The organism is Flavobacterium lacus, from assembly GCF_003268815.1.
Classification (GTDB): domain Bacteria; phylum Bacteroidota; class Bacteroidia; order Flavobacteriales; family Flavobacteriaceae; genus Flavobacterium; species Flavobacterium lacus.
The window spans coordinates 56,948-81,817 of record NZ_QLSV01000015.1 but is presented as its reverse complement, the minus strand read 5'-3'; the positions used below and the strand labels follow the sequence as shown (position 1 = coordinate 81,817).

26 protein-coding genes are annotated in these 24,870 nt (G+C 34.7%); 14 read left to right on the top strand and 12 right to left on the bottom strand.

The genetic code is table 11. The features are described 5' to 3' along the window. The first annotated feature begins 49 nt into the window (after positions 1–49). Positions 50–1,069: a phenylalanine--tRNA ligase subunit alpha gene (gene pheS, locus B0I10_RS13630; RefSeq protein ID WP_112087062.1), complete on the top strand. Its 1,020-nt coding sequence runs from the start codon at positions 50–52 to the stop codon at positions 1,067–1,069. Positions 1,070–1,143: 74 nt separating this feature from the next. Here pheS and B0I10_RS13625 read toward each other — a convergent pair whose 3' ends face one another. Together B0I10_RS13625 and B0I10_RS13620 are read right to left on the bottom strand one after the other, a co-directional pair. Continuing rightward, positions 1,144–1,665, bottom strand: coding sequence for a hypothetical protein (locus B0I10_RS13625; RefSeq protein ID WP_146740365.1), 522 nt, complete (start codon positions 1,663–1,665; stop codon positions 1,144–1,146). Position 1,666: 1 nt separating this feature from the next. Continuing rightward, positions 1,667–3,013 carry a serine hydrolase domain-containing protein gene (locus tag B0I10_RS13620; RefSeq protein ID WP_112087060.1) on the bottom strand — a complete coding sequence of 449 codons (1,347 nt, stop codon included), beginning with the start codon at positions 3,011–3,013 and terminating at the stop codon, positions 1,667–1,669. A 154-nt stretch (positions 3,014–3,167) separates the two neighbouring features. Between B0I10_RS13620 and B0I10_RS13615 the strand changes: the two genes are divergently transcribed. From B0I10_RS13615 to B0I10_RS13585, 7 genes are all read left to right on the top strand, one after another. Further along, positions 3,168–4,382 carry an aminotransferase class V-fold PLP-dependent enzyme gene (locus tag B0I10_RS13615; RefSeq protein WP_112087059.1) on the top strand — a complete coding sequence of 405 codons (1,215 nt, stop codon included), beginning with the start codon at positions 3,168–3,170 and terminating at the stop codon, positions 4,380–4,382. A gap of 11 nt (positions 4,383–4,393) precedes the next feature. Next, a complete protein-coding gene (locus B0I10_RS13610) occupies positions 4,394–4,834 on the top strand; it encodes a hypothetical protein (protein ID WP_112087058.1) in 441 nt (146 codons plus the stop codon). Further along, positions 4,824–5,243: a SufE family protein gene (locus B0I10_RS13605; RefSeq protein ID WP_112087057.1), complete on the top strand. Its 420-nt coding sequence runs from the start codon at positions 4,824–4,826 to the stop codon at positions 5,241–5,243. The genes B0I10_RS13610 and B0I10_RS13605 overlap by 11 nt, the downstream gene beginning before the upstream one ends. Next, entirely contained in the window at positions 5,243–5,962 is a 720-nt protein-coding gene (locus B0I10_RS13600) for a hypothetical protein (protein WP_112087056.1), read from the top strand. The genes B0I10_RS13605 and B0I10_RS13600 overlap by 1 nt, the downstream gene beginning before the upstream one ends. A gap of 1 nt (position 5,963) precedes the next feature. Then, a complete protein-coding gene (locus B0I10_RS13595) occupies positions 5,964–6,287 on the top strand; it encodes an SUF system Fe-S cluster assembly protein (protein WP_112087055.1) in 324 nt (107 codons plus the stop codon). Positions 6,288–6,345: 58 nt separating this feature from the next. Continuing rightward, positions 6,346–6,852 carry a DUF2480 family protein gene (locus B0I10_RS13590; protein ID WP_112087054.1) on the top strand — a complete coding sequence of 169 codons (507 nt, stop codon included), beginning with the start codon at positions 6,346–6,348 and terminating at the stop codon, positions 6,850–6,852. Positions 6,853–6,929: 77 nt separating this feature from the next. Beyond that, entirely contained in the window at positions 6,930–7,850 is a 921-nt protein-coding gene (locus tag B0I10_RS13585) for a DUF3078 domain-containing protein (RefSeq protein ID WP_112087053.1), read from the top strand. Between the two features lie 45 nt (positions 7,851–7,895). On the opposite strand, the gene B0I10_RS13580 is transcribed toward B0I10_RS13585, so the two are convergent. Next, on the bottom strand, positions 7,896–8,936 hold the full coding sequence (locus B0I10_RS13580) for an endonuclease/exonuclease/phosphatase family protein (RefSeq protein WP_112087052.1): 1,041 nt from the start codon (positions 8,934–8,936) through the stop codon (positions 7,896–7,898). A gap of 138 nt (positions 8,937–9,074) precedes the next feature. Here B0I10_RS13580 and B0I10_RS13575 point away from each other — a divergent pair, with 138 nt between their 5' ends. Further along, the gene (locus tag B0I10_RS13575) at positions 9,075–11,918 is read left to right on the top strand and encodes a carboxypeptidase-like regulatory domain-containing protein (RefSeq protein ID WP_112087051.1); all 2,844 of its coding nucleotides are present in this window, start codon (positions 9,075–9,077) and stop codon (positions 11,916–11,918) included. Positions 11,919–11,942: 24 nt separating this feature from the next. After that, the gene (locus tag B0I10_RS13570; RefSeq protein WP_112087050.1) at positions 11,943–13,346 is read left to right on the top strand and encodes a DUF5689 domain-containing protein; all 1,404 of its coding nucleotides are present in this window, start codon (positions 11,943–11,945) and stop codon (positions 13,344–13,346) included. 378 nt (positions 13,347–13,724) lie between these two features. Here B0I10_RS13570 and pyk read toward each other — a convergent pair whose 3' ends face one another. The 5 genes from pyk to B0I10_RS13540 form a co-directional block, all read right to left on the bottom strand. Further along, the gene (gene pyk / locus B0I10_RS13560; protein WP_112087048.1) at positions 13,725–15,155 is read right to left on the bottom strand and encodes a pyruvate kinase; all 1,431 of its coding nucleotides are present in this window, start codon (positions 15,153–15,155) and stop codon (positions 13,725–13,727) included. Between the two features lie 5 nt (positions 15,156–15,160). Continuing rightward, the gene (locus B0I10_RS13555; RefSeq protein WP_112087088.1) at positions 15,161–15,646 is read right to left on the bottom strand and encodes an IPExxxVDY family protein; all 486 of its coding nucleotides are present in this window, start codon (positions 15,644–15,646) and stop codon (positions 15,161–15,163) included. A 109-nt stretch (positions 15,647–15,755) separates the two neighbouring features. Then, positions 15,756–16,502 carry a ribonuclease III gene (gene rnc, locus B0I10_RS13550; protein WP_112087047.1) on the bottom strand — a complete coding sequence of 249 codons (747 nt, stop codon included), beginning with the start codon at positions 16,500–16,502 and terminating at the stop codon, positions 15,756–15,758. 6 nt (positions 16,503–16,508) lie between these two features. Continuing rightward, positions 16,509–17,762 carry a beta-ketoacyl-ACP synthase II gene (fabF, locus tag B0I10_RS13545; protein ID WP_112087046.1) on the bottom strand — a complete coding sequence of 418 codons (1,254 nt, stop codon included), beginning with the start codon at positions 17,760–17,762 and terminating at the stop codon, positions 16,509–16,511. Between the two features lie 176 nt (positions 17,763–17,938). Continuing rightward, complete coding sequence (locus B0I10_RS13540; protein WP_007137004.1) at positions 17,939–18,175, bottom strand: acyl carrier protein; 237 nt, start codon at positions 18,173–18,175, stop codon at positions 17,939–17,941. 175 nt (positions 18,176–18,350) lie between these two features. Between B0I10_RS13540 and purN the strand changes: the two genes are divergently transcribed. Beyond that, positions 18,351–18,908 carry a phosphoribosylglycinamide formyltransferase gene (gene purN, locus B0I10_RS13535; protein ID WP_112087045.1) on the top strand — a complete coding sequence of 186 codons (558 nt, stop codon included), beginning with the start codon at positions 18,351–18,353 and terminating at the stop codon, positions 18,906–18,908. A 39-nt stretch (positions 18,909–18,947) separates the two neighbouring features. After that, positions 18,948–19,427 (top strand): ribonuclease HI, encoded by a 480-nt coding sequence (gene rnhA / locus B0I10_RS13530; RefSeq protein WP_112087044.1) that lies wholly within the window; start codon positions 18,948–18,950, stop codon positions 19,425–19,427. 101 nt (positions 19,428–19,528) lie between these two features. Here rnhA and B0I10_RS13525 read toward each other — a convergent pair whose 3' ends face one another. The 4 genes from B0I10_RS13525 to B0I10_RS13510 all read right to left on the bottom strand — a co-directional run bounded on the left by B0I10_RS13525 (position 19,529) and on the right by B0I10_RS13510 (position 21,406). Beyond that, complete coding sequence (locus B0I10_RS13525; RefSeq protein WP_146740364.1) at positions 19,529–19,930, bottom strand: hypothetical protein; 402 nt, start codon at positions 19,928–19,930, stop codon at positions 19,529–19,531. 318 nt (positions 19,931–20,248) lie between these two features. Further along, on the bottom strand, positions 20,249–20,551 hold the full coding sequence (locus tag B0I10_RS13520) for a heavy metal-binding domain-containing protein (protein ID WP_112087042.1): 303 nt from the start codon (positions 20,549–20,551) through the stop codon (positions 20,249–20,251). Positions 20,552–20,717: 166 nt separating this feature from the next. Next, positions 20,718–21,089 carry a hypothetical protein gene (locus tag B0I10_RS13515; protein ID WP_112087041.1) on the bottom strand — a complete coding sequence of 124 codons (372 nt, stop codon included), beginning with the start codon at positions 21,087–21,089 and terminating at the stop codon, positions 20,718–20,720. A gap of 5 nt (positions 21,090–21,094) precedes the next feature. Further along, a complete protein-coding gene (locus B0I10_RS13510; RefSeq protein ID WP_112087040.1) occupies positions 21,095–21,406 on the bottom strand; it encodes a hypothetical protein in 312 nt (103 codons plus the stop codon). A 190-nt stretch (positions 21,407–21,596) separates the two neighbouring features. On the opposite strand from B0I10_RS13510, the gene B0I10_RS13505 reads away from it, so the two are divergent. Beyond that, the gene (locus B0I10_RS13505) at positions 21,597–22,523 is read left to right on the top strand and encodes a PfkB family carbohydrate kinase (protein WP_112087039.1); all 927 of its coding nucleotides are present in this window, start codon (positions 21,597–21,599) and stop codon (positions 22,521–22,523) included. Positions 22,524–22,622: 99 nt separating this feature from the next. After that, complete coding sequence (locus B0I10_RS13500) at positions 22,623–24,521, top strand: amidophosphoribosyltransferase (protein ID WP_112087038.1); 1,899 nt, start codon at positions 22,623–22,625, stop codon at positions 24,519–24,521. Positions 24,522–24,870 lie beyond the last annotated feature (349 nt).

Here is a 24,870-nt window from a genome sequence, read left to right as displayed (position 1 = left end):
CTCGCAACTCCCAACTTTTTCCTAAATTTGCACCTTTACAGCACGAACGATGATAGATAAGATAAAAGAATACATTGGCGAAGCACAAGCTTTTCAAACGGATAACAAGGAAACTCTTGAACAATTCAGAATTAAATTTTTAGGAAGCAAAGGTCTGTTGAAAGACTTGTTTGCCGAATTTAAAAATGTTCCCAACGAACAGAAAAAAGAATTTGGTCAAGTAATCAATACGTTGAAAAACACAGCCGAAGAAAAAGTAAAATCAATTCAGGAATTGTTGGAAAGCAAAGAAGAATCGGTTGGACTTTTTGGCGATTTAACGCGTCCGGGTGAGCCTTTCCCGATTGGTTCTCGTCATCCTATTTCGTTGGTAAAAAATCAAATTATCGATATCTTTTCAAATATTGGTTTCAATGTTTCTGAAGGTCCGGAAATTGAAGACGATTGGCATAATTTTACTGCATTAAATCTTCCTGAATACCATCCGGCGAGAGATATGCAAGACACATTTTTTATTCAGACCAATCCGGATGTTTTGTTGCGAACGCACACCTCTTCGGTTCAGGTGCGATACATGGAAAACAACAAACCGCCAATTAGAACGATTTCTCCGGGAAGAGTTTTCCGTAATGAAGCTGTTTCTTCGCGTTCACACTGTATTTTTCATCAAGTGGAAGGATTGTATATTGACAAAGATGTTTCGTTTGCTGACTTGAAGCAAACACTTTTATATTTCACTAAAGAAATGTTCGGAAAGTCAAAAATTCGTTTGCGACCCTCTTATTTTCCTTTTACCGAACCAAGTGCTGAGGTGGACATTTACTGGGGTTTAAAAACCGAAACCGATTACCGCATCACCAAAGGAACAGGCTGGTTGGAAATCATGGGTTGCGGAATGGTAGACCCAAACGTTTTGAAAAACTGCGGCATCAATCCGGATGAATACAATGGTTTCGCCTTTGGTATGGGAATCGAACGTATTGCCATGCTTTTGTATCAAATTGGCGATATTCGTATGTTTTATGAGAATGATGTTCGCTTTTTAGAACAATTTAAAACGAATATTTAATTTAAACAGTAAGAAAACTAAGATTTACACTAAATACGAAAGTTTACACAATTACCTTCGTGTCCTTGGCGATTTTAATTTGAGTTCTTTCCTGTTAAATTTTCCTTCAAGATTTTCAAAGCTTCTATCGCATCAGGAACCAAATCTTCTTTTAATTTTTTATCAATTTCAGTTTCAGAAAAATTTTGAAATTGATTTTTGAAAAATTCAATTTGGTTATTTCTTCTATTTAGTTCCTCAGAATTTGAAAGTGCGTTGAAATTTCTAATTTTCTCATTTATATTTTCTATGTTTAAAAGATAAAAAAGCATTAAAAAGAAGAAAGGAATTAAATGAATTTTAAAAACAGAAAGATTAATACCAATTGAAAAAGGCACGAAATGAATTAAATCAAACAAACCTATTAGTAAAGCCGTTCCAAACAGATAATTTGCAATTCTCTTACGTTTTAAATAAGATAAAATGGTAAAAACCACGATAAGCATCCCGATGTAAAATCTAATTTCAAAATGCCAGTGGTTGTAAAATCCCAACACCAACGAAATTATACAAATCATCAACAGAGTTAATGTGAGAAGGAAATTTTTATTCTTCATTTTACTTCTTTACACTTGAAATCACTCCCTTCATCATCTCATTAAAATTAAAATCCTCATCTTCCGTTAATCCAAAACGAACAATCACCAGTTCCTTGGACGGAATGATAATCACTTTCTGCCCTTGAAATCCTCCACAGAAATACATATCTTTTGGTACATCGGGATATTTTCCACCGGCGTTTAACCAAAAATGACCTCCATATTCTCCTTTGGAAGTGGGTGTGGGAGTCGCCACATACTTTGCCCAGCTTTTATCAAATAGTTGCTTGCCATTCCAATTGCCTTCGTGCAAATAAAGTAAGCCAAACTTTGCCCAGTCTCTTGCCGTTGCCCAGCCGTAGGACGAACCCACGTAATTTCCCGCCATATCAGGTTCAATTAACATCGAGTGCATGCCGATTTTATCAATCAAAGACGAATACCAAAAATCTAAATAGTCTTGATGAGTTTTAAATTGTCTTCGTAAAATTCCCGACAGCAAATTCGTCGTTCCCGAAGAATAATTCCAATGGGTGTTTGGTTCAAAAGCCGTTGGTTTTTCTAACTGAATTTTTGCCATATCATCCGCTAAAAAAAGCATTTTGGTCACATCGGATATTTTTCCGTAATCTTCTTCCCACTCTAAACCCGAATTCATTTGAATTAAGTTATGTAACGTGATTTTCGAGCGTTCATCATTCGCCCATTCCGGTAAACCAGCAGGTTGATTGATGTCAATTTTTCCTTGCTGTTGCAAAATTCCAAAATACGTTGCCGTAATACTTTTTGTCATCGACCAACCTAAAAATTTAGTATTCTTAGAAAAACGATCTTCATATTTTTCAGCAATAATTTGATCTTTATAAATCACTAAAAGTGCTCGGGTACGTTTGGTTTTCTCTCCTTTTTTGTCAAAAGCATTGTTCACCGCTTTTTCTAATTTGACATAATCAACATTGTCAAAAACAGTATCTTTTGGTTCTAAATTTCCATAAGGGAATGGCAAATTAGTTTCAGTTTTTGTGCGTTTCGGAACTAAATAGGGTTTCGTTTCATCAAAATCATCGTTAACCAATGTAGCTCCTAAACCTTCGCGGTAAATTGCTTTTCGTTTTTTTAATCCAAAAGCGGAAGAGATGACCAATTTTTCTTTTTCATTGATTTCATTAGTTGCCAAACGAACATTGTCAATATCGTTATCCCCGGTTTCAATTATTTCGAGCGGTCTTCCGTCAATAAAATATCCAGAAGCAACACTTTTTGCCGAAAACCCGGAAACAATATCTAATTTCGGGTAGGTTGTAACACCAACATAAACGACAGTAAGTAAAAGAGCAATACCTAGAAATTTAAAAAACTTTTTCATTTGAAATATTATTTAGTGCAATGTATAAAATTTAAAGAAATAAAATAATTAATTGTCCTATTTCAGGTGATACAATTCATAAAAATTCGTGAATTCGTGGTAGATACGAATTCCTTTTTTACTACTTTTGTATTTAGAATTTTTCTAAATAAAAATGATAAACATCCAAAAAATCAGAGCCGATTTCCCAATACTTTCCCAAAAAGTAAATGGAAAATCGCTCGTATACTTTGATAACGCAGCAACTTCGCAAAAACCACAAGTGGTCATTGATGCAGAGGCAAATTATTACAAAGAAATCAATGCCAATATTCATCGCGGTGTTCACACATTGAGTCAGTTAGCAACCGATGCTTATGAACGTTCGCGATTGAAAATTCAACAGCACATCAACGCCAAATTTAGTCACGAAGTACTTTTTACTTCAGGAACAACCCACGGTATTAATTTGGTTGCAAACGGATTTTCAAGTTTTCTAAAACCTGGCGATGAGGTCATGGTTTCTGCTTTGGAACACCACAGCAACATTGTTCCGTGGCAAATGTTATGTGAAAAAACTGGAGCTAAATTAGTCGTGATTCCGATGAATGAAATCGGCGAATTAATTCTTTCAGAATACGAACGATTACTTTCAGAAAAAACGAAAATTGTAACTGTTAATCATATTTCCAATGCGTTGGGAACCATCAATCCTATTAAATTGATGATTAATAAAGCCCATAAAGTTGGAGCAGCCGTTTTAATTGACGGAGCACAAGCAGTTCCGCATTTAAAACCGGATGTTCAAGAACTAAATTGTGATTTTTATGTTTTTTCCGGACACAAAATATGCGGACCAACCGGAACCGGAATTTTGTATGGAAAAGAAGAATGGTTAAACAAATTGCCACCCTATCAAGGCGGCGGAGAAATGATTGCGACAGTTACATTTGAAAAAACAACGTACGCTGAATTACCTCATAAATTTGAAGCCGGAACTCCCAATATTGCGGGTGGAATTGTTCTCGGAACCGCCATTGATTATCTTAATGAAATTGGCTTTGAAAACATTGCAGCCTACGAACACGAATTATTAGAATACGGAACCAAACAATTACTAGAAATTGAAGGTTTAAAAATTTATGGCACATCATCTCAAAAAACTTCCGTAATTTCGTTTACTGTTGAAGGCATTCATCCGTATGACATTGGTACGATAATTGACAAGTTAGGAATAGCCGTTCGCACCGGACACCATTGTGCTCAACCCATTATGGATTTTTATCAGATTCCGGGAACATTGAGAGCTTCGTTTGCATTTTATAATACTAAAGAAGAAATCGATGCTTTGGTAGTGGCCATTAAAAAAGCACAACAAATGTTGACCTAAAACAAATAACTATGAAAGTCTTTACGTTAGTTTTCCTTTCGCTATTTTTAACAAAAAATTGTAATCAAAAGGAAAAAGAAGAAATGAAGAAAGCAACTATCGAATACCAAGCCATTTCGAGAGGAAGCTATTTCAATATACAAATTCAAAACGAGGTGTTATCGGTTGTTAGAAATCGAGGTGAAAAAGCAAAAAGCTATCAATTAGCAAAGGAAGATTTTAAAGAATTAGCTGATTTGTTTGTAAAAATTGATTTAAATCAACTGGAAAATTATAAAGGGCCAGCCGAAAAACGATTTTATGACGGTGCAGCAATGGCCAACGTAAGAATCGTGTATGAAGGAAAGTTATATCAATCACAAACGTTTGATCATGACAGTCCACCCGTTGAGATAGAAGCCTTTGTAAACAAAATCGTTTCGTTTGTAAAAACCGAAAATAATGACAATTAAAGAAATACAAACCGAAATCGTTGACGAGTTTTCAATGTTTGACGACTGGATGCAACGGTATGAATACATCATCGAACTCGGAAAAACATTGCCGTTGATTGATGAAAAATTCAAAACGGAAGAGAATATCATCAAAGGATGTCAATCAAAAGTATGGTTGCAGGGCGAAGAAAACAATGGGAAAATTGCTTTTACAGCCGACAGCGATGCTATATTAACTAAAGGAATCATTGCAATTTTAATTCGTGCATTTTCTAACCAGAAACCTTCAGATATTTTAGAAGCCAACACCGATTTTATTGACGAAATTGGTTTGAAAGAACATTTGTCACCTACACGTGCAAACGGTTTGGTTTCGATGATTAAACAAATAAAAATGTATGCTTTGGCTTTTGAAGCAAAAAATTAATGAAAATATCCATTACAGCACTAGTGCTATTTTTTAATTCAATTTTTTTTGGTCAAAGTGCATTTAATGTAATGCCAAAAGAAGCTGAAAAAATTATATTTGAATATGAAAGAAAATCGAACATTGAAGTTACCGAAAATGGAATTTATGCAGATTCAATCGTATTAAAAATAGAATTTCCATTTTATAAAACTGAATCTAAATCACATCCAAAAGATTCTTCGCTAGTAACAAGATTTATTAAATTAGCTGAGTTTTCAAAAGATGATAAAGAAAAACTTGGCAGTATTATTTATCATTCAAATGAAATTACAAAGGGCGAATATCTTGAAAAAAAAAATAAAGCAAAGTATGAGGTTGCCAGAAATCATCCGGAAACAAAAAAAGCTTTTAAAATTTTAAATTTAATTTATCCAGGATCTTTTCATTACAAATATGAAGTAAATTACAAAAAGGGATTAAAGGAGGTGTCCTATCCTCTTACAAACTATGTTCATTCTTTTAAAGATGTTGAAATAAGCATTGATTATATAGATAGTTTAAGCGGCACTTTTGAAGTGCTAATTAACAACAAAATACTATTGCACAATTCAATTCAACTTAACGAAAATTTGAATAGGTACGTCACTTTTGATATTTTTGCAAGCACTAAATTTGGTGTGGAAAAAACAGTTTCAATCTATGAAACAATTAAATTAACAGCTGTAACATATAAATAAAATGGAAGAATATAAAGACGATATAAATTTAGGCGAATCCGTAGTAAAAGTCCTTAAAGGAATTTACGACCCAGAAATTCCAGTCGATATCTACGAACTTGGCTTAATCTACGATGTTATGATCAACGAAGATAATGATGTAAAAGTCTTAATGACATTAACTTCACCCAACTGTCCTGTGGCAGAAACATTGCCAAGAGAGGTAGAAGAAAAAATCAAATCACTGGATGCTGTAAAATCCTGTGAAGTAGAAATCACTTTCGACCCACCATGGAGCAAAGATTTAATGAGCGAAGAAGCCAAATTAGAATTAGGGATGTTGTAAATTTAGTTTCAAGTTTCAAGTTGATAAATCTGAACCTGAACTTTTAAACCTGAACCATATGGACGAAATCATCAACAAAGTAGCCAACTCATCACTTGAGGTTTTCGATTTAGAAGAGCATTATCCTTCCGGAATCCGAACACAAATTGATATTTCGCAATGGCTTGAGGAGGGATATTTATTGAAAGAAAAAATCTTTCGCGAGGCATTAAAAAACCACGATTGGTCACAGTACCGGAATCACTTTGTGGCCATTTATTGTTCTACCGATGCTATTCTACCAGCTTGGGCAACCATTTTAGTTACGGTTCATCTTCAACCGTTCGCACAAAAAATTATCTTAGGTAAAAAAGAAGAAATCGATACCTTATTATATAGTGAAATCCTCAATCAAATCGATTATTCTATTTACCGAGGAAAACCGGTTATTCTAAAAGGTTGTTCTAAAAAACCGGTTCCTGAAACCGCTTATGTTTTTGCAATTCAACAACTTCAAAAAGTTGCCAAAAGCATTATGTTTGGTGAGGCTTGCTCGGCAGTGCCTTTGTATAAAGCTCTAAAATAGTTATCTTTTAACAGAAAAAATTGTTAATTTTAGAACAATTACTAACTTTGTCGCCTAAAAACTTAAAAATTGAAAGGATGAAAAAAGTAGTAATTGCACTAAGTTTAATGCTTGGACTCCATGTTTCAGCTCAACAAGAAGTGGTGAAAAGTGTTGAAGAAGTAGTTAAAGCAGTAAACGATACCACGCGAACAAAAGGTTGGATTAGAAAAGGAAACATTTCATTTCTATTCAATCAATCCACTTTTGACAATTGGGTTGCCGGTGGAGAAAACAACATTTCCGGAAATCTTGGACTCAACTATGATTTCAATTACAAAAGCGACGACTGGTCATGGGACAATAAAGTGATCGCTTCGTACGGTATCGTAAAAACCAAAAACTCAGAATTTGAAAAGAAAACAGACGACCGCTTTGAATTTAATTCGTTAGCCGGGAAAAAAGCTGGTGGTTACTGGTATTATTCAGCATTTTTAAATTTCAGAACCCAATTTACTAAAGGTTTTGTTTACGGAACAGATGCCAACGGAAAAGAAATTAGAGATGAAAATACCAACTTTTTGTCGCCGGGTTATCTCACGTTTGGTCCAGGTATGATGTGGAAAAAGCGTGATGATTTCAAATTCAATTTAGCTCCATTATCGTCTAAATTAACGTTTGTTGACAAAGATTATACTTCCGTTCCTGGTTATGTAAACGGAAGTTATTTTGGTGTTGATGCCAACAAATCTATGCGTTACGAGCTTGGTTTTTACGCCGCCGGTTACTACAAATTCAATTTGTTTGAAAACGTTTCTGCCGAAAATATCCTTAGTCTCTATTCCAATTATTTAGAGGATCCACAAAACGTAGATGTTGATTATCAGTTAAATATCGTGATGACCATTAACAAATTCTTGTCTACCAACCTTTCATTCCAAACCATTTACGACGACAATGCATTTCGCGGATTTCAAACCCGTCAAGTATTAGGATTAGGGATTAATTACGGTTTTTAATATAGCATAAAAACACTAAAAATGTGTCTTTCGCTGGTTTTGGACTTATTTTATTTCTTTAATTATATAGGAATATACAGCGAAATGGTCACTATAGCCTGGCTCTGCCGGAGAATTTCTCAAGGGATAACCTTTATATTGTCCGGTAGTTTGTACTAAGTAGGGTTTGTTAAAAACACCTGCTTTCCAAAAACGGAAAGAGGAATAATCTTTACGAATAAATGGCTCAGTGAACAACATCTGGTCGAATAAATCCCATGCATCACGATAGGCTAGTGAACCAATTCCTCTGTTAGACATTTCCTCCATAGGGTTAAATATCCCGCCTGGTTCAACTTCCTCTTTTTTGGCTTTTGCTCCTAGGAATTTTTTAACGCTTTTATTATAAGGTCCGTCGTTTAAATCGCCCATGGTAATTACTTTGGCGTCCGGATTAATTTTTTGAAGAGAGTCGATGATTTTTTTGTTTAAAGCTCCTGCAGCTTCGCGGTAAGGACTACTTCTTTTCTCGCCACCGGAACGAGATGGCCAGTGGTTTACAATAAAGTGCATTTCCTCACCATCTAAGTAACCGGTTACCAGTAATTGGTCACGAGTGTAAACTCGTTTTCCGCTTCCGTCAATATTTTGAATAATCAGCGGTATGTTTGCTGAGCTTGTAGGGGTGAAATGTTTCTTTTGATAAAGAAAACCAGTATCAATCCCCCTCCCATCGGGAGAATCATAGTGAACAATACCGTAATCTTTCGCTGCTAGTTTAGGCATTTTGATTAAATCTTCTAAAACGCCTCTGTTTTCAATCTCACAAACACCTAAAATAACTGGAGAATTGGTTTGTTGGTCGCTGGTACCTATTTCAGAAATTACTTTTTCTAGGTTTTTTAATTTTTGTTGGTATTTTTCGGTAGTCCAGCCATTAGCCGGGGTATATTCTGAATCATTTACATTTTCGTCATCTTTTATGTCAAAAAGATTTTCGACATTATAAAATGCGACTGTATGCATTATAAATTTTTTGTCCTGAGCAATCACGCTATTCAATGAGGAAATCACAAGAAATGCGGCAATAAATTGTTTAATTTTCATAAATTGTATATTAAATTACTGTCAAGTTTAGTACAAACTTCGCACCAAAAGTAAATAATATTATTAAATAATGTACATTTGCTGCCTGTTAAGAAATAATTAACTTAATAGGGGAGAAAATTAAATTTAATTTTATTTATGAAAAAACTTGTTTTTAGTATTTTACTTGTAATGCAAGTGTTTTTTGGATTTGCACAAAACTCGGGAGGAGTCAGGGGAGTTGTGGTTGATTCAAAAACACAAAAACCATTACAGAGTGTTATTGTTACGATTCAAAACACAAGCTTAATGAAGTTAACCGCTTCAGATGGAGTATTTGTTTTTGAAAGTGTCCCGCAGGGAAGCCAGCTCCTTCAAATTAGAAGTGAAGGGTATTCTCAACAACTTTTAAGCATTGATTTGGCAAGCGGTGAAGTTTTAGATTTAGGAATTATTGTCTTGGAGTTCGATATTACTTCAGAACAGCAATTAAGTTTAATTACTATTACCGAAAATGATTTAGGTGATGACAACAGTGGATCAGAAAGTACTGCTGGTTTGTTACAAGCCACAAGAGATGCATTTCTTCAAGCATCGGCATTTAATTTTGGTCAAGCCAGGTTTAGAGTAAGAGGTTTAGACAATGAATATGGTGCCACCATGATTAATGGGGTGATGATGAATAAATTATATGATGGTAGACCTCAATGGGGTAACTGGGGAGGTTTAAATGATGCAACGCGAAATCAAGAGTTTACCAATGGATTAGCTCCGTCAGATTATACATTTGGGGGGATTTTAGGGACGCAAGAAATTAATACGAGAGCATCAATTTATCGCCCGGGATCACGGGTTTCGTTCTCTGGTACAAACACTAATTACAGTTGGAGAATGATGGGTACCCATGCCTCCGGAATGAATAAAAATGGATGGGCTTATGTTATTTCTGCCGGAAGAAGATGGGCTCAAGAAGGTTACTTTGAAGGAACAGACTATTCTGCAAACTCATTTTTTGGGAGTGTCGAAAAACGCATTAACAGCAAGCATAGTATAAATTTAACTACTATCTACGCTGAAAATAGTAGAGGTAAAAATTCGCCTAATACTAGGGAAGTTAACGACTTAATGGGTACGAACTATAATTCGTATTGGGGTTGGCAAGATGGTAAAAAAAGAAATTCTAGAGATAAGGATTTAGTAGAGCCAATGGCGATTCTGGGGCATTATTGGAAGATTAACAATAAAACTCTCTTGACTACAAATATTGCTTATCAAACTGGGCAAATTGGTAATAGCCGTTTGGATTTTAATAACGTTACTAATCCAGATCCAACATATTACCGTAATCTTCCAAGTTATTACACAACGCTTCACACTAACATAGATGGTGTTCCAACCTGGACGCCCAATTTTGATGAGGCAGATAGAACTAGAGCTAGATTCTTAGCCAATAGTCAAATAAACTGGCAAGCGATGTATGAAGCAAATTCTACACCTATCACAGATGCTAGTGGAAATTTTATTGGAAGAACACCAAGCGAAAGCGTTTATGTGTTATATGAAGACAGAACAGACGACGATTTGTTAACTGTTAATTCAATATTGAATACGCAATTGAGTGATAATATTGTATTCAATGCAAGTGCTTCCTACCGAAACTTAAAATCCAATAATTTTCAAAACTTATTAGATTTAATGGGCGGTTTGTACTATCGAGATATCGATCCATTCTTTCAAGGAAATCAATCGCAACCCGATTTAAATAATCCAGGCAGGTTAGTTGGAGAAGGGGACAAATATGGTTATAATTACAATATTTTAGCAACATCAATCGATGCTTTCACTCAATTTAAATTCAACTATAATAAAGTGGATTTTTATTTAGCACAATCTTACTCTAGAAATGAATACCAAAGAGAAGGATTGTATAGAAACGGTATTTATCCTCAAAATTCATTTGGAAAAAGCCGTAAAGTGGAATTTGATAATTTTGGATTTAAAGGAGGAATGACTTATAAATTGACAGGACGTCATTTGTTTGATGTGAATGCTGTTTATATGTCAAAGGCTCCTACTGTTAGAAACACCTTTCCAAACGCCCGTTTAAACAATCAAATTGTTAATGACTTAACAAGTGAAACTATTTCCGGAGGAGATGTGAGCTATATTATTAGAGCTCCAAAATTAAAAGCGAGATTAACGGCATATTATTCTAAAATTCAAGACGCAACAGAGGTAGGTTTCTTTTTTGCGGAAGGTTTAGGGGTGGTTGATGATACAGGCCAGTTGGCATCCGGAAACGGAAATGCCTTTGTTGCCGAAATCGTAACAGGTCTTGACAAGAAAAATATGGGTCTTGAATTAGGATTGGAATATCAAATTACTTCTACTATCAAAGCCACTGGAGCGGCGGCTTACGGTCAATATACCTACGATAGTAACCCAAATGTTGCCTTAAATGTTGACAATGTTCGTAGAACAATTAATTATGGTACAGCAACTATGAAGGATTATAAACAGCCGGGTACTCCTCAACAAGCCTATTCATTAGGTTTAGAGTATAGAGATCCAAAATTTTGGTGGATAGGAGCTAATGTGAATTACCTTGCCGATAGCTACATGGACATTTCTGCTATCATGAGAACTGATAATTTCTTTAATAATGATCAAATTTTTATTGATGATTTGCCATTTGACAATGTTGACGAAGACCTTGCCAGACAATATTTAAAACAAGAAAAATTTGATTCATTTTATTTAGTAAATTTGGTGGGAGGAAAATCATGGAGAGTTAGCAGAAAAAATAGAAATACTGTTGGATTTTTTGCCAGCATTAACAATGTTTTTGATGTTGAATACATTACTGGTGGATTTGAACAAGGAAGAAATGCAAACTTTTCGCAAGTTCAACAAGATTATGCCGGTGATACCCGATCATTTGGTCCAAAATATTTTTACGGTTACGGAAGAACATACTTCGTAAACTTTTATTTAAACTTTTAAAAAAACTATAGAAAAAGATATATTATGAAAACAAACTTTTTAAAAACATCCTTATTCATCTTTGCTTCATTAGCTCTATTCAGCTGTGTTAATGATGATGATTACGAAATTCCGAATTTCGAATGTAACGATCCAAATCTAACTGCGAACAAAACAGTTCAAGATCTTTATGATATGGCTTCAGCAACCATAACTCAGTTCCCTACTAATGTTGTTAATGAAGATATTCTTGAAGCGTATGTTGTTTCTTCAGACAGAGGAGGAAACTTCTTCAAAAGTTTATCGCTTCAAACGCTTGGAACCGCAACTACTCCACCACGTGGATTTAGTATTCCAATCGATCAGACCAGCATGTTTACAATTTATGAGCCAGGAAGAAAAGTGTATGTAAAATTAAACCGTAGATATTTCAACATCACCAATGGTTCTTTAATTATTGGGGAGTTGTTCTTAAATTCAGGCGGAAACGCTTCTGTGGGTAGAATTTCAGCGTCTACTTATGGTAGTATAGTTATTAGATCTTGTCAATTTAAAGATGAGTCAGAGTTAGTTAGAACATTAACCGTTAACGAAGCGAAGCAAGATGCAAATCTTAATACCTTGATTGAATTAGATAACGTACAATTCATGGACGCAGCTGTTGGGTCGACTTATTTCAATCCAAACAATGTTATTGGTGGAGCTACTAATCACTTAATTACTGATACGAATGGTAATACTGTAATTTTCAGAACTAGCAGTTTTGCAACTTACGCAGGTACAGTTGTTCCAGGAGAAAGTGGAAAAATTAGAGGCGTCATGACAAAATTTGGATCAGATTATCAATTTTTTGCAAGAACTATTGATGATGTTCAATTAACAAACACACGTTTTGACATTGATTTTGCACCACCGATTGTTGGTAACAATATTGTATTTCTTTCTTCATTAAATGAAAATTTTGAAAGCTATCCAACAACAACGCCAGCTAATAGAATATTTCCTTCTTACATTAACGACCCTGTTGTTGGTAGCAGATACTGGGGAACAACTACTTTTGGTGGAAATAAATACATTCAAATGACTTCTTTTGGAGGTACACCTGAAAACAACAGATCTTTGTTTATTATTCCTGTTGATATGGGAGCTGCAAATGCTTTCTCTTTTCAAACTAAGGCAGGTTTTGCAAATGGATCCGTATTAAAAGTATATTATTCTACTGATTATGTCGTTGGTGGCAACGTCAATAATGCTACTTTAGTTGATATTACATCCAGCTTTACTATTTCTGCTGGGCAAGCGAGTGGCTATCCGGCAGACTTTACAAACAGTGGAAACTTTGCAATTCCTGCTTCAATAACAGGAAATGGTTTCTTTATATTTGAGTACGTTGGTGCAGGTGGTGGAGTTACAACTACGATGCAAATTGATAATATTGTAATCAATTAATTTTTTAAGTAGTAAAAGACCTGAATAATCCACTCGGAATATTCCTTGTAAGTAAATACCAAAACACTCACAAAGTAATTTTGTGGGTGTTTTTTTTATGAGTTCAGATTGTTATTTTAACTTTAGTCGATTTAGAATTTGAGGAGTGAGCGTGTTTCATGTTACAACAATCTTTGACATTTTTTACTGAATGCATGGAGTGCTTTTTGGCCCTTAATAACTTAAATTCTTGTTTCAAAATTTGTTTAAAATTCACTCTATCACTTTTTTGAGATTTTAATTTAGATAAGACATCAACTTCATTAAGCAATTTTATAAAAATAACAAAGCCGCTTCAACGATTGAAACGGCTTTGTTATTTTTTAAATTTAAATGATATTAAGAAATATCGGAAACCCTAAGAGTATTTACCATTCCTTTGTCAGCAATCGGCATAGCAGCTAAATTGATAACCATATCTCCTTTTTCTACAAAGCCTTTTTCTTTGGCTAATTTATTTACATCTTCCACGGTGTCATCGGTACTGGCAAACTTATCATAATAAAAAGAACGAACACCCCAAAGTAAATTCAATTGAGTTAAAATGCGTTTATTTGACGTAAAAACCAAAATATGAGCACTTGGTCGCCAAGCAGAAATTTGAAACGCTGTGTAACCACTGTTTGTTAGTGTAGAGATAGCTTTCGCTTTAATTTCATTGGCCATAATTGCAGCATGATAACAGATTGATTTGGTAATAAATCGTTTTGTGCGAACATGAGGAGCATTGTGAGGAACCTGAATAAGAGGGCTATCTTCCACCGAACGTATAATTTTAGACATGGTTTCAATTACTTCTACCGGATAATTTCCTACTGAAGTTTCTCCGGAAAGCATTACAGCATCGGCACCATCCATGACAGAGTTGGCAACGTCGTTTACTTCGGCTCTCGTTGGCGTTAAACTGGTGATCATGGTCTCCATCATTTGCGTAGCAACAATAACCGGAATCCGGGCTGTTTTTGCTCTATGAATTAATTTTTTCTGTATCAATGGAACTTCTTCTGCCGGAACTTCTACACCTAAATCGCCGCGAGCAACCATTAAACCATCACAAAAAGCAACAATTTTATCAATATTTTCAACAGCTTCCGGTTTTTCAATTTTGGCAATGATTGGAATTTTATAGGAAGAATGTTTCGCAATCAAATCTTGTAATTCTTCCAAATCTTTTGGCGTTCTCACAAAAGAAAGGGCAATCCAATCTACTTCATTCTCAATGGCAAAAAGAGCATCTTTAATGTCTTTCTTGGTCAATGCCGGTAACGAAACTTTTGTATTGGGAAGATTAACACCTTTTTTTGATTTTAATGGACCACCTTGAATAACTCTACATACAACTTCAGTTGTGCCGTTTGTTTCAAGTGCTTCAAACATTAGTTTGCCATCATCTAGAAGAATTTTTTCTCCCGGATTTACATCTCTCGGGAATTCTTTGTAATTCATATAAACACGTTCGGCTGTACCTGGGATATCCTCTGCGGTTTGAAAGGTAATAATATCACCTTTATTTACCACGACATCTTCTTTCATTACTCCTACACGTAGTTTCGGACCCTGCAAGTCGGCTAGAATAGCTGTGGTATATCCAAATTCATCATTCAATCCACGGATAATGTCAATACGTTCTTTAACATCTTCATAATCAGCATGGGAAAAATTGATACGAAACACGTTAACTCCCGCATCAATCATATTCTTAATGACTTCTTTGCTGCTGCATGCTGGCCCTAATGTGGCAACAATTTTGGTTTTTTTGTTGATTGGCATATTTTTTAAAAAATTAAATTGTTTTTAGTTTTTATTCGATTCAAATCTACAGCATAAACCGTAGTAATTTGACCGATAGAATTAAGTTTAGTTGTTATTTTATTGATGTCTATTTGATTTGCATCGCTTTCAATTTTCAGAAAAAAATCCACATTTTTAAATTCAGGTAAAAAGTAATGGGTATTACTAAATTCTTGTTCTTCGTTAAAAAGGTTAATTGTTTTGCTTTTTTGAGGAAGAGAAATTTCTCGTTTATTTTCAATTAAAGTCCAAAAAACTTGATTTTTATTGTCTTCAAATTGAAAGTTTGAAAATCCTGTTTTCTGTTTTTCTGTTCCAATCAGAATATCTTTTTTGTTTCGATGAAGTAAAACAGGTAGGTTTTGGTTAATAAAGTACGCAACTCGATAGTTTTCCAAGGTGGTGTGAATGGCGATTAACTGATAATCTGCTTCTTCGAAGTCGTCAATGAATAATTTATGAATAGCCATATTTAACATTCAAACAAGATGTAAATATAGTGTTTTTGGGCTACAAAAAAGATTGAATTTCTTAACTTAACGATAATTTATGAACGAAAACGATGTAGTTTTAAGATTTCTATAATTTTTTGTCCATTTTTTCTTGAAAAGCGAAAAATGCACGTTTAGAAGCAATTTCTTCGGCTTTCTTTTTGGAAGTAGCTCTCGCTTTGGCAATTATCTTGTTATCAATACTCAACTTAACGCCAAAATAACGTTGGCCATCGTTGCCATTATCATCATAAACATCATAGTGAAATGGTTTTTTTTCTTTTTGACACCATTCGATTACTAAGCTTTTGTAGCTGATTACCTTTCCCTCTAATTTAGCAATATCAACATAAGGAACGATGACTCTTTTGTAGATAAATTTTTCGCAGTACGTGTATCCTTTGTCTAAAAAAATTGCACCCACTAATGCTTCAAAAATATTTCCGTGAATATTATCACCAAAATGTTGCGACGGAACTTTACTATTTACCAATTGAATCAAGTTCAAATCACGGCCAAGTTCATTCAAATGTTCACGACTCACAATTTTAGAACGCATTTTGGTTAGATAACCTTCGTCTCCTGAGGGAACTTCGTTAAATAAATGTCCGGCAATAACGGCACTCAACATGGCATCACCTAAAAATTCTAAACGTTCATAATTAATCGGATTTCCTTTTAAATCTAATTTGTTGGAAGACCGATGTGTAAATGCTTTTTGATAAAATTCAATGTTATTTGGTTTAAATCCCAGTATTTTATGAATAGCTTCAAAAAAAATCCCGCCTTCTAGAGGACGGGAATTTTTGGTAAATATTTTTTTAAAAACGTTCATTGAGAATTATTCCTCTAATTTTTTAAATAAAACACAAGCGTTGTGGCCACCAAAACCAAAGGTGTTACTCATTGCCACTTTAATATCTCTTTTTTGAGCTTTGTTTAGCGTAAGATTTAATTCAGGATTAATGTTTTCATCCACCACAGAATGATTAATCGTGGGTGGAATTAATCCGTGTTTAATGGCTAAGATGGAAGCAATCGCCTCAATTCCGCCGGCAGCACCAAGTAAATGCCCAGTCATTGATTTGGTCGAATTGATATTGATGTTCTTCGCGTGATCGCCAAAAACAGCACTAATAGCTTTTAATTCAGCAACATCTCCCAATGGAGTTGAAGTTCCGTGTGTATTGATGTGATCAATCTCTTCCGGCTTCATTTTGGCATCACGCAAACAGTTATTCATTACTGCAATAACGCCAAGTCCTTCCGGATGTGGTGCAGTTAAATGATAAGCATCGGATGACATTCCGCCACCACCAATTTCACAATATATTTTTGCTCCACGAGCTTTGGCATGTTCGTATTCTTCTAAAACTAATGCACCGGCACCTTCGCCCAATACAAATCCGTCACGGGTTGCATCAAAAGGTCTTGAGGCTGTTTCCGGACTATCGTTTCGGGTTGATAAGGCGTGCATCGAATTGAATCCGCCCATTCCTGCAATAGTAACTGCAGCTTCTGAACCACCTGAAATAATGACATCACATAATCCTAAACGAATATAGTTAAAGGCATCAATCATAGCATTTGCAGAAGAAGCACAGGCAGAAACGGTAGTATAATTTGGTCCCATAAACCCATTCTTCATCGAAATATGAGCGGGAGCAATATCGGCAATCATTTTTGGGATAAAAAACGGATTAAATTTTGGTGTTCCATCGCCTTTGGCATAGTATAAAACCTCTTCTTGAAAAGTTTCTAATCCGCCAATTCCGGCACCCCAAATAACACCAACTCTATGTTTGTCAACATTGTCTGCAGTAATTCCAGCATCTAAGATGGCTTCGTCGCTGGCAACAATGGCATATTGAGCAAATTTATCCATTCTGCGAGCTTCTTTGCGATCAATAAAATCTTCTACGTTAAAATTCTTTACTTCGCAAGCAAACTTTGTTTTGTGTTTTTCAGTATCATAATAAGTAATTGGTGCAGCACCACTAACGCCGTTAATTAGCGCATTCCAATATTCCTCAATGTTATTTCCTATGGGTGTTAAGGCTCCTAAACCGGTAACCACGACTCTTTTTAACTCCATTATTAATGCTTATTTGTGAGTACGAATATAAACAAAAAAACCCTGAAATTTATTGAAAATTAAAAATCAGGGGTGTTTTTTTCTGTATGTGTGTGATTGAATGACAATCAATAAATTAGTTTTAGTAAAAATAATAACACCCGTTCCGGATAAACAGAACGGGATGTTTGTAGTTATTATTTTTTAGCTTCTTCGATGTAAGAAATAGCTTGACCTACAGTAGCTATGTTTTCCGCTTGATCATCCGGAATTTGAATATCAAATTCTTTTTCGAATTCCATAATTAGCTCAACAGTGTCTAATGAATCAGCACCTAAATCGTTTGTGAAGCTTGCTTCTGTTACAACTTCGTTTTCGTCAACACCTAATTTGTCTACGATAATCGCTTTTACTCTTGATGCAATGTCTGACATAATCTTTTAAATTTTAGTTTAATTGTTGGCAAAAATAAAAAACTTTATTTTAAAACAACATTTTAGTTAATAAATCTGACTACGAATTTAAAAAATTAATTTGACAATAGAAGCTCAAACCCTATAAATTCTCGTTTCTTTTTTGTTTTTTTGCGTAATAAAAATTACTGGAAACATGAAGAACATCGTGATTTTTGCCTCCGGAACGGGTTCCAATGCGGAAAATATCATTCACTATTTCAAAAATAATACCTCAAAATCGGTAGTCGCTGTGTTTTCAAACAATTCTAATGCCAAAGTTGTACAGAAAGCAAAAAAGTTGGGTGTTCCATCGGTTATATTCAATAAAGACGAGCTTTACGGTGATTTCGTACTTTCTAAATTAATCGAATTAAAACCCGATTTAATTGTCTTAGCGGGTTTCTTACTTAAATTTCCGGAACACATTATCGCAACATTTCCCAATAAAATTGTCAATATTCATCCTGCGTTGTTGCCGAATTATGGTGGAAAAGGAATGTATGGCAAACACGTTCACCAAGCCGTTTTGGATAATAAAGAAACTGAAACCGGAATCACCATTCATTTTGTAAATGAGCACTATGACGAAGGAAGGATAATCTTACAAGAGAAAACCTCAATTTCAGATTGCAGAACGGCCGAAGAAGTGGCAGACAAAGTTCACAAACTCGAATACCGCTTTTTTCCAAAAACAATCGACCAATTAATTTAGCCCTATTACCCATCACCAATAACCCATTACCAAAAAAAAATGACCCACGAAGTCCACATCTACACCGACGGAGCAGCCAAGGGTAATCCCGGACCAGGCGGCTATGGCGTTGTGATGGAATTAGTCGGTTCGCCTTACAAAAAAGAATTCTACGAAGGTTTTCGCTACACCACCAATAACCGAATGGAATTATTGGCCGTGATTGTGGGTTTGGAGAAATTGAAAAATCCGAATACGACTGTTCTAGTAACTTCCGATTCAAAATATGTGGTGGATGCTGTTGAAAAAAGATGGGTTTTTCAATGGGAAAAGAAAGGATTCACCGGAAAGAAAAACCCCGATTTATGGTTGCGTTTTCTAAAAATTTATCGCAAACACAAAGTGGATTTCAAGTGGGTAAAAGGGCACAATAGTCATCCTCAAAATGAACGTTGTGATGAATTGGCGGTTTATGCTGCGGGTTTGCCGAATCTCAATATTGATTCGTTTTATGAAAAGGAGGAGGGGAAGTTGTTTTGAAATAATTTAGATATTTCACTCAAAAAAAAACAAATCTATAAAACAAACCCTCGTGAAGCAATTTCACAATAATTAAGAATAAAACTCAACTTGCAAAAAATTTAATTTGAATTCCATTCTCCGATATCCAAATTAACAACATACACGTTAAACTTGTCTTTATAAGTTTTATGGATAGTAAATGCCTCTTTATTTACATTTAGTTTTTCGCCAAAAGTTCCCGAATGCACAAAAACGCGTATTTCCTTTTCATCAATAATGCTTTCTAAACTAGTACTATCACTAATCATTTTAAAGTTTGAAAGATAATCAGTTATGTGGTATTTCGTAAGTTTCATCTTTGTTGACTTGTCGTAGGTTTTGAGAAATTCAAACGTATGATTGGCACAAAGTTTTTCATTAAAAGGTTCAACTTCATAACCATCCGCATCAAAAACAATATTTTGTGGAATTATAATTCGATTACGGTCACTTATGGTTTTTAAGGAATTGAAATATTTCACCAATAAAAATTCTTTAATTTCTTTAGAATCATAAAAATTTATCAGTTCGCTTTCGGTTTTGTTTGTGATTTTAAAACTCCTTTGAACCGTGCAGGATACAAAAAGAACTGATAAAAAACACTAAAAGTAATCGGTTCATAACGTTCTTATTGTTTCAAAGGTTAAAAATAGAAAACACATTTGTTATTACAAATCTATTCCTTTAGCTGACATTATTGTTAGTCAACCCTATACTAAAAATAAAAAATCTGAATAAATTTTTTAGAAAAGTTAAATCTTTATAGTTTCCAATACTAAAAAAAATGATTATTTACAGAATTATCTTTTTATAATACTTACAGCAGTTCCGGTTACTGTAACGGTAACATAATTACTTGTTGTTAGCTCAATATCAACACTTATTCCAACCACAGCATTGGCGTTTAATTTTTCTGCATTTGCTTTAAGTTGCACAAAAGCTTGCTCTTTTACCTCGGAAACGCTTTCACTTATTCCTGCATAATATTTTTGCATATTAAAAGTCATTTTCATTTTTTGCATATTAACAGCTGTACCAGAAACAATACCTCTGTATTCTGCAATTTTGTACTCTTCAATGGAATTGGTTGTTGTTAAAATCATAGTGTTATTTTGATTTTTTAAACTTTTTTTAAGTAGTCGTGTTTCTTGACGAAAGATACTTCGTTTATTTTTTTATTCCAAATTGAGTTTTTTCACATAACTTGTATTTTTCACACCTGTTTATTTCAGCCAACAAGTATAGTGAATGTTATTGGAGATCAAATAATTATGAGATGTGATTTCTATCATTCCAGCTCCACCATCCATAAAACAAAATCGCACCAACCACGTACAAAATCCCATCAATTACATCTGCGGTGTAGCGAGGATTACTCTCGGGTAAATAGACTTCAAAAAACCATCCATAAAGAAATGCCATTGCAAGACATTGAAAAAAAGTGAGCTGAAGAGTTGGATTTGATTTCATTTTTCTTGCCGTCCACAAAGTAATGCTTAAAACGATAGGTAAAGCCATCAAATCGTTATAGTAATTGTTGATGATTTTTGGTAAATGGCAACCGTTTTGTTGAAGCAAATAGACCATAAATGAACTTGAAAAAATCAAAAAAAATACCAAATAAGAATATTTTTTTTTCATGTCTATTACGCAGAAATTGTAGCAGCCAACCAAGCGAGAAAACTTCCAACAGCCATAACAATCACCCAAACCGAATAGAGGATTGTTCCAACAGCTCTGATAAACCAAAAATGATGGTTCCGCAATTTATACAATAATGAGTTTTCGGCCTCAACTTGCTCTTTTTTTAGATGCTCTTTGTGCTTTTTCTTCCTTTTTTCGATATTTTTTTTTCTAATTAGACTGGGATTAATCAATTCGCCACAAGTAGAACAATAGTCCAAATTGCGATTAAATGTACCGCAAGCCTTACATTTTATGATGGATAAATTAGTCAAAATCGGTTTTTTACAAAAATACAAAAAATAAAAAAGAAGGTTGAATTAGTATTTTATTAATTCTAGTTATGTAAAGGAAACAATCTTTTTTATTTACAATCCCGCAAATTTTCACAAACTTTTAAACCTCCATCCATTTAAACTTTTAAACAAAAAACGTATCTTTGCACCTTATTTCAAACCATAATCCATGAACAAACTACTCATCGTAGGAACCGTTGCTTTTGACGCGATTGAAACCCCTTTCGGGAAGACCGACAAAATTTTAGGCGGAGCCGCTACTTTTATTGGCTTGTCGGCTTCTTTTTTTAATGTGAAATCGGCGATTGTTTCTGTTGTTGGAGAAGATTTTCCGCAAGAATATTTAGATTTATTATCCGATAGAGACATCGATATTTCCGGAATTGAAATTGTTAAAGGTGGGAAAACGTTCTTTTGGAGCGGTCGTTACCACAACGATTTGAATTCGAGAGATACGTTGGTTACAGAACTAAATGTATTGGCCGATTTTCAACCGAAAGTACCTGTCGAATACAAAGATTCAGATGTTGTAATGTTAGGCAACTTACACCCAATGGTTCAAATCAGTGTGTTAGACCAAATGACTGCTAAACCTAAATTAGTGGTATTGGATACAATGAATTTTTGGATGGATTGTGCATTAGCCGAATTACACGAAGTGATGAAACGCGTCGATGTAATCACCATTAACGATGAAGAAGCTCGTCAATTATCCGGAGAATATTCATTGGTAAAAGCTGCAGCGAAGATTCATACCATGGGTCCAAAATATGTAGTAATCAAAAAAGGAGAGCACGGAGCCTTGTTATTCCAAGGAAAAGAAATTTTCTTTGCACCGGCTTTACCATTAGAAGAAGTTTTTGATCCAACAGGAGCTGGCGATACGTTTGCAGGTGGATTTTCAGGATTCATTGCCCAAAGCGAAAACATTTCGTTTGGCAACATGAAAAATGCGATTATTTACGGTTCAAACTTAGCATCGTTCTGTGTAGAAAAATTTGGAACCGAGCGAATGCTTGACCTTGAAAAAGAGGAAGTGTATGACCGCTTGAAACAATTTAGAGAATTAACTCAATTTGATATCGAATTAGAATAAAATAGTGTGCCCCGAAATTTCGGGGCATTTTTTATAGTAATAGTTTTAAAATCAACCTACAAAAAAGAAACTGAAACAAGTTCAGTTTAAACAACAACAATGAGTGACAATCTAAAACACGAATGCGGAATTGCTCTTTTGCGATTGAAAAAACCGCTTCAGTATTATAAAGACAAATACGGAACCGCTTTTTATGGGATACAAAAAATGTATCTTTTGATGGAAAAGCAGCACAACCGTGGTCAAGATGGTGCCGGATTTGCTAGCATCAAATTTGATGTGGAACCTGGTCAGCGTTACATCAGTCGGGTTCGTTCCAACAAATCGCAACCCATTCAGGATATTTTTGCTCAAATTAATGAACGAATTAATGAAGATTTGGCGAATAATCCCGAATTTCAAAATGATGTTGCTTGGCAGAAAGAAAATATTCCGTACATCGGAGAACTGTTTTTAGGTCACGTTCGCTACGGAACGTTCGGAAAAAATAGTATCGAAAGTGTTCATCCGTTTTTACGTCAAAACAATTGGATGCACCGAAATTTGATTGTGGCCGGAAACTTCAACATGACCAATGTAAAAGAACTCTTTGATAATTTAGTCGAATTAGGTCAGCACCCAAAAGAATTGGCCGATACGGTTACCGTAATGGAGAAAATCGGTCATTTTCTTGATGATGAAGTAACCGATTTGTATCAGGAATGTAAAAATAACGGGTTATCCAAAAGAGAAGCTTCTCCAGTGATTGCCGAAAAATTAGATATTGCTAAAATTTTAATACGAGCATCTAAAAATTGGGATGGTGGTTTTGCCATGGCCGGTTTGTTAGGTCATGGAGATGCATTTGTGTTTCGTGATCCTGCCGGAATTCGTCCTGCGTTTTTTTATGAAGATGATGAAATCGTGGTCGTTGCATCAGAAAGACCGGTAATTCAAACGGTTTTTAATGTGCCTTTCGAAAAAGTGCAAGAATTAGATCCCGGAAAAGCGTTGATTATTAAGAAGAATGGAAGTTTTTCGTTAGAAGAAATTTTAGAACCGTTAGAAAAGAAAGCCTGTTCATTTGAGCGTATTTATTTCTCAAGAGGAAGTGATGCCGAAATTTACAGAGAAAGAAAAATGCTTGGTAAATTGATACTGCCAGCCGTTTTAGAGGCGATTGAAAACGATACAGACAACACCGTTTTCTCTTATATTCCTAACACAGCCGAAACTTCTTTTTATGGAATGGTAGAAGCGGCACAGGATTTTTTGAACCAACGAAAAAACAAATACATTCTTACCAACCGAAAAACACTTACTAAAGAAAAATTAGAAGAAATTCTTTCCGTAAAAATCAGAACTGAAAAAGTTGCGATTAAAGATGCCAAGTTGCGAACCTTTATTACAGAAGACAGCAGTCGGGATGATTTGGTAGCTCACGTGTATGATGTAACGTATGGCGTAATCAATCCATCCGATAATTTGGTGATTATTGATGATAGTATTGTTCGTGGAACTACGTTAAAGAAAAGCATCATCCGAATGATGGATCGATTAAATCCAAAAAGAATTGTTATCGTGTCATCAGCTCCACAAATACGTTATCCTGATTGCTATGGTATTGATATGGCAAAACTAGAGGGATTGGTTGCGTTTAGAGCTGTTTTAGAATTATTAAAAGAAAACAACCAATATTCGATTATTGATGAGGTATATAAAAAGTGTAAACTTCAAGAAAAATTCAAAGACGGTGAAATTGTAAATTACGTCAAAGAAATTTATGCACCATTTACCGATCAACAGGTTTCAGACAAAATTGCCGAAATGTTATGTTCTTCCGATACAAAAGCGGAAGTAAAAATTATCTTTCAAACAGTAGGTAGTTTACACATAGCTTGTCCAAACCATTTGGGCGATTGGTATTTTACGGGCAACTATCCTACACCTGGTGGAAATCGTGTGGTAAACCGTGCATTCATGAATTTCTATGAAGGGAAAGACGCGAGAGCATACTAGAATTTAACAAATTTTGCCTTTTAACGATTTTTGATGCATTTCATCTAATTTATTTGATAAAAATAATGTGTTAGTATACATTTGTTTCACCATAGCATTAGTAGGTTAAGTTTATGGTAGATTTGGGGCAAAAAGGGTACGCTATGCGTACCTTTTTTATTTTATGCAAGTTTAAAACACTTTTAAAAACCAATCAAAAACCCATATAAGCACACAATGTACCCTTTATTCCCTAATTGTTAAATTTTATTCTGTCATACAATAGTTTCTTACTAAAAACCGTTGTACTTTTGTTATTACCATAGTACACACGGTTAAGTTTATGGTAGATTTGGGGCAAAAGGGTGGA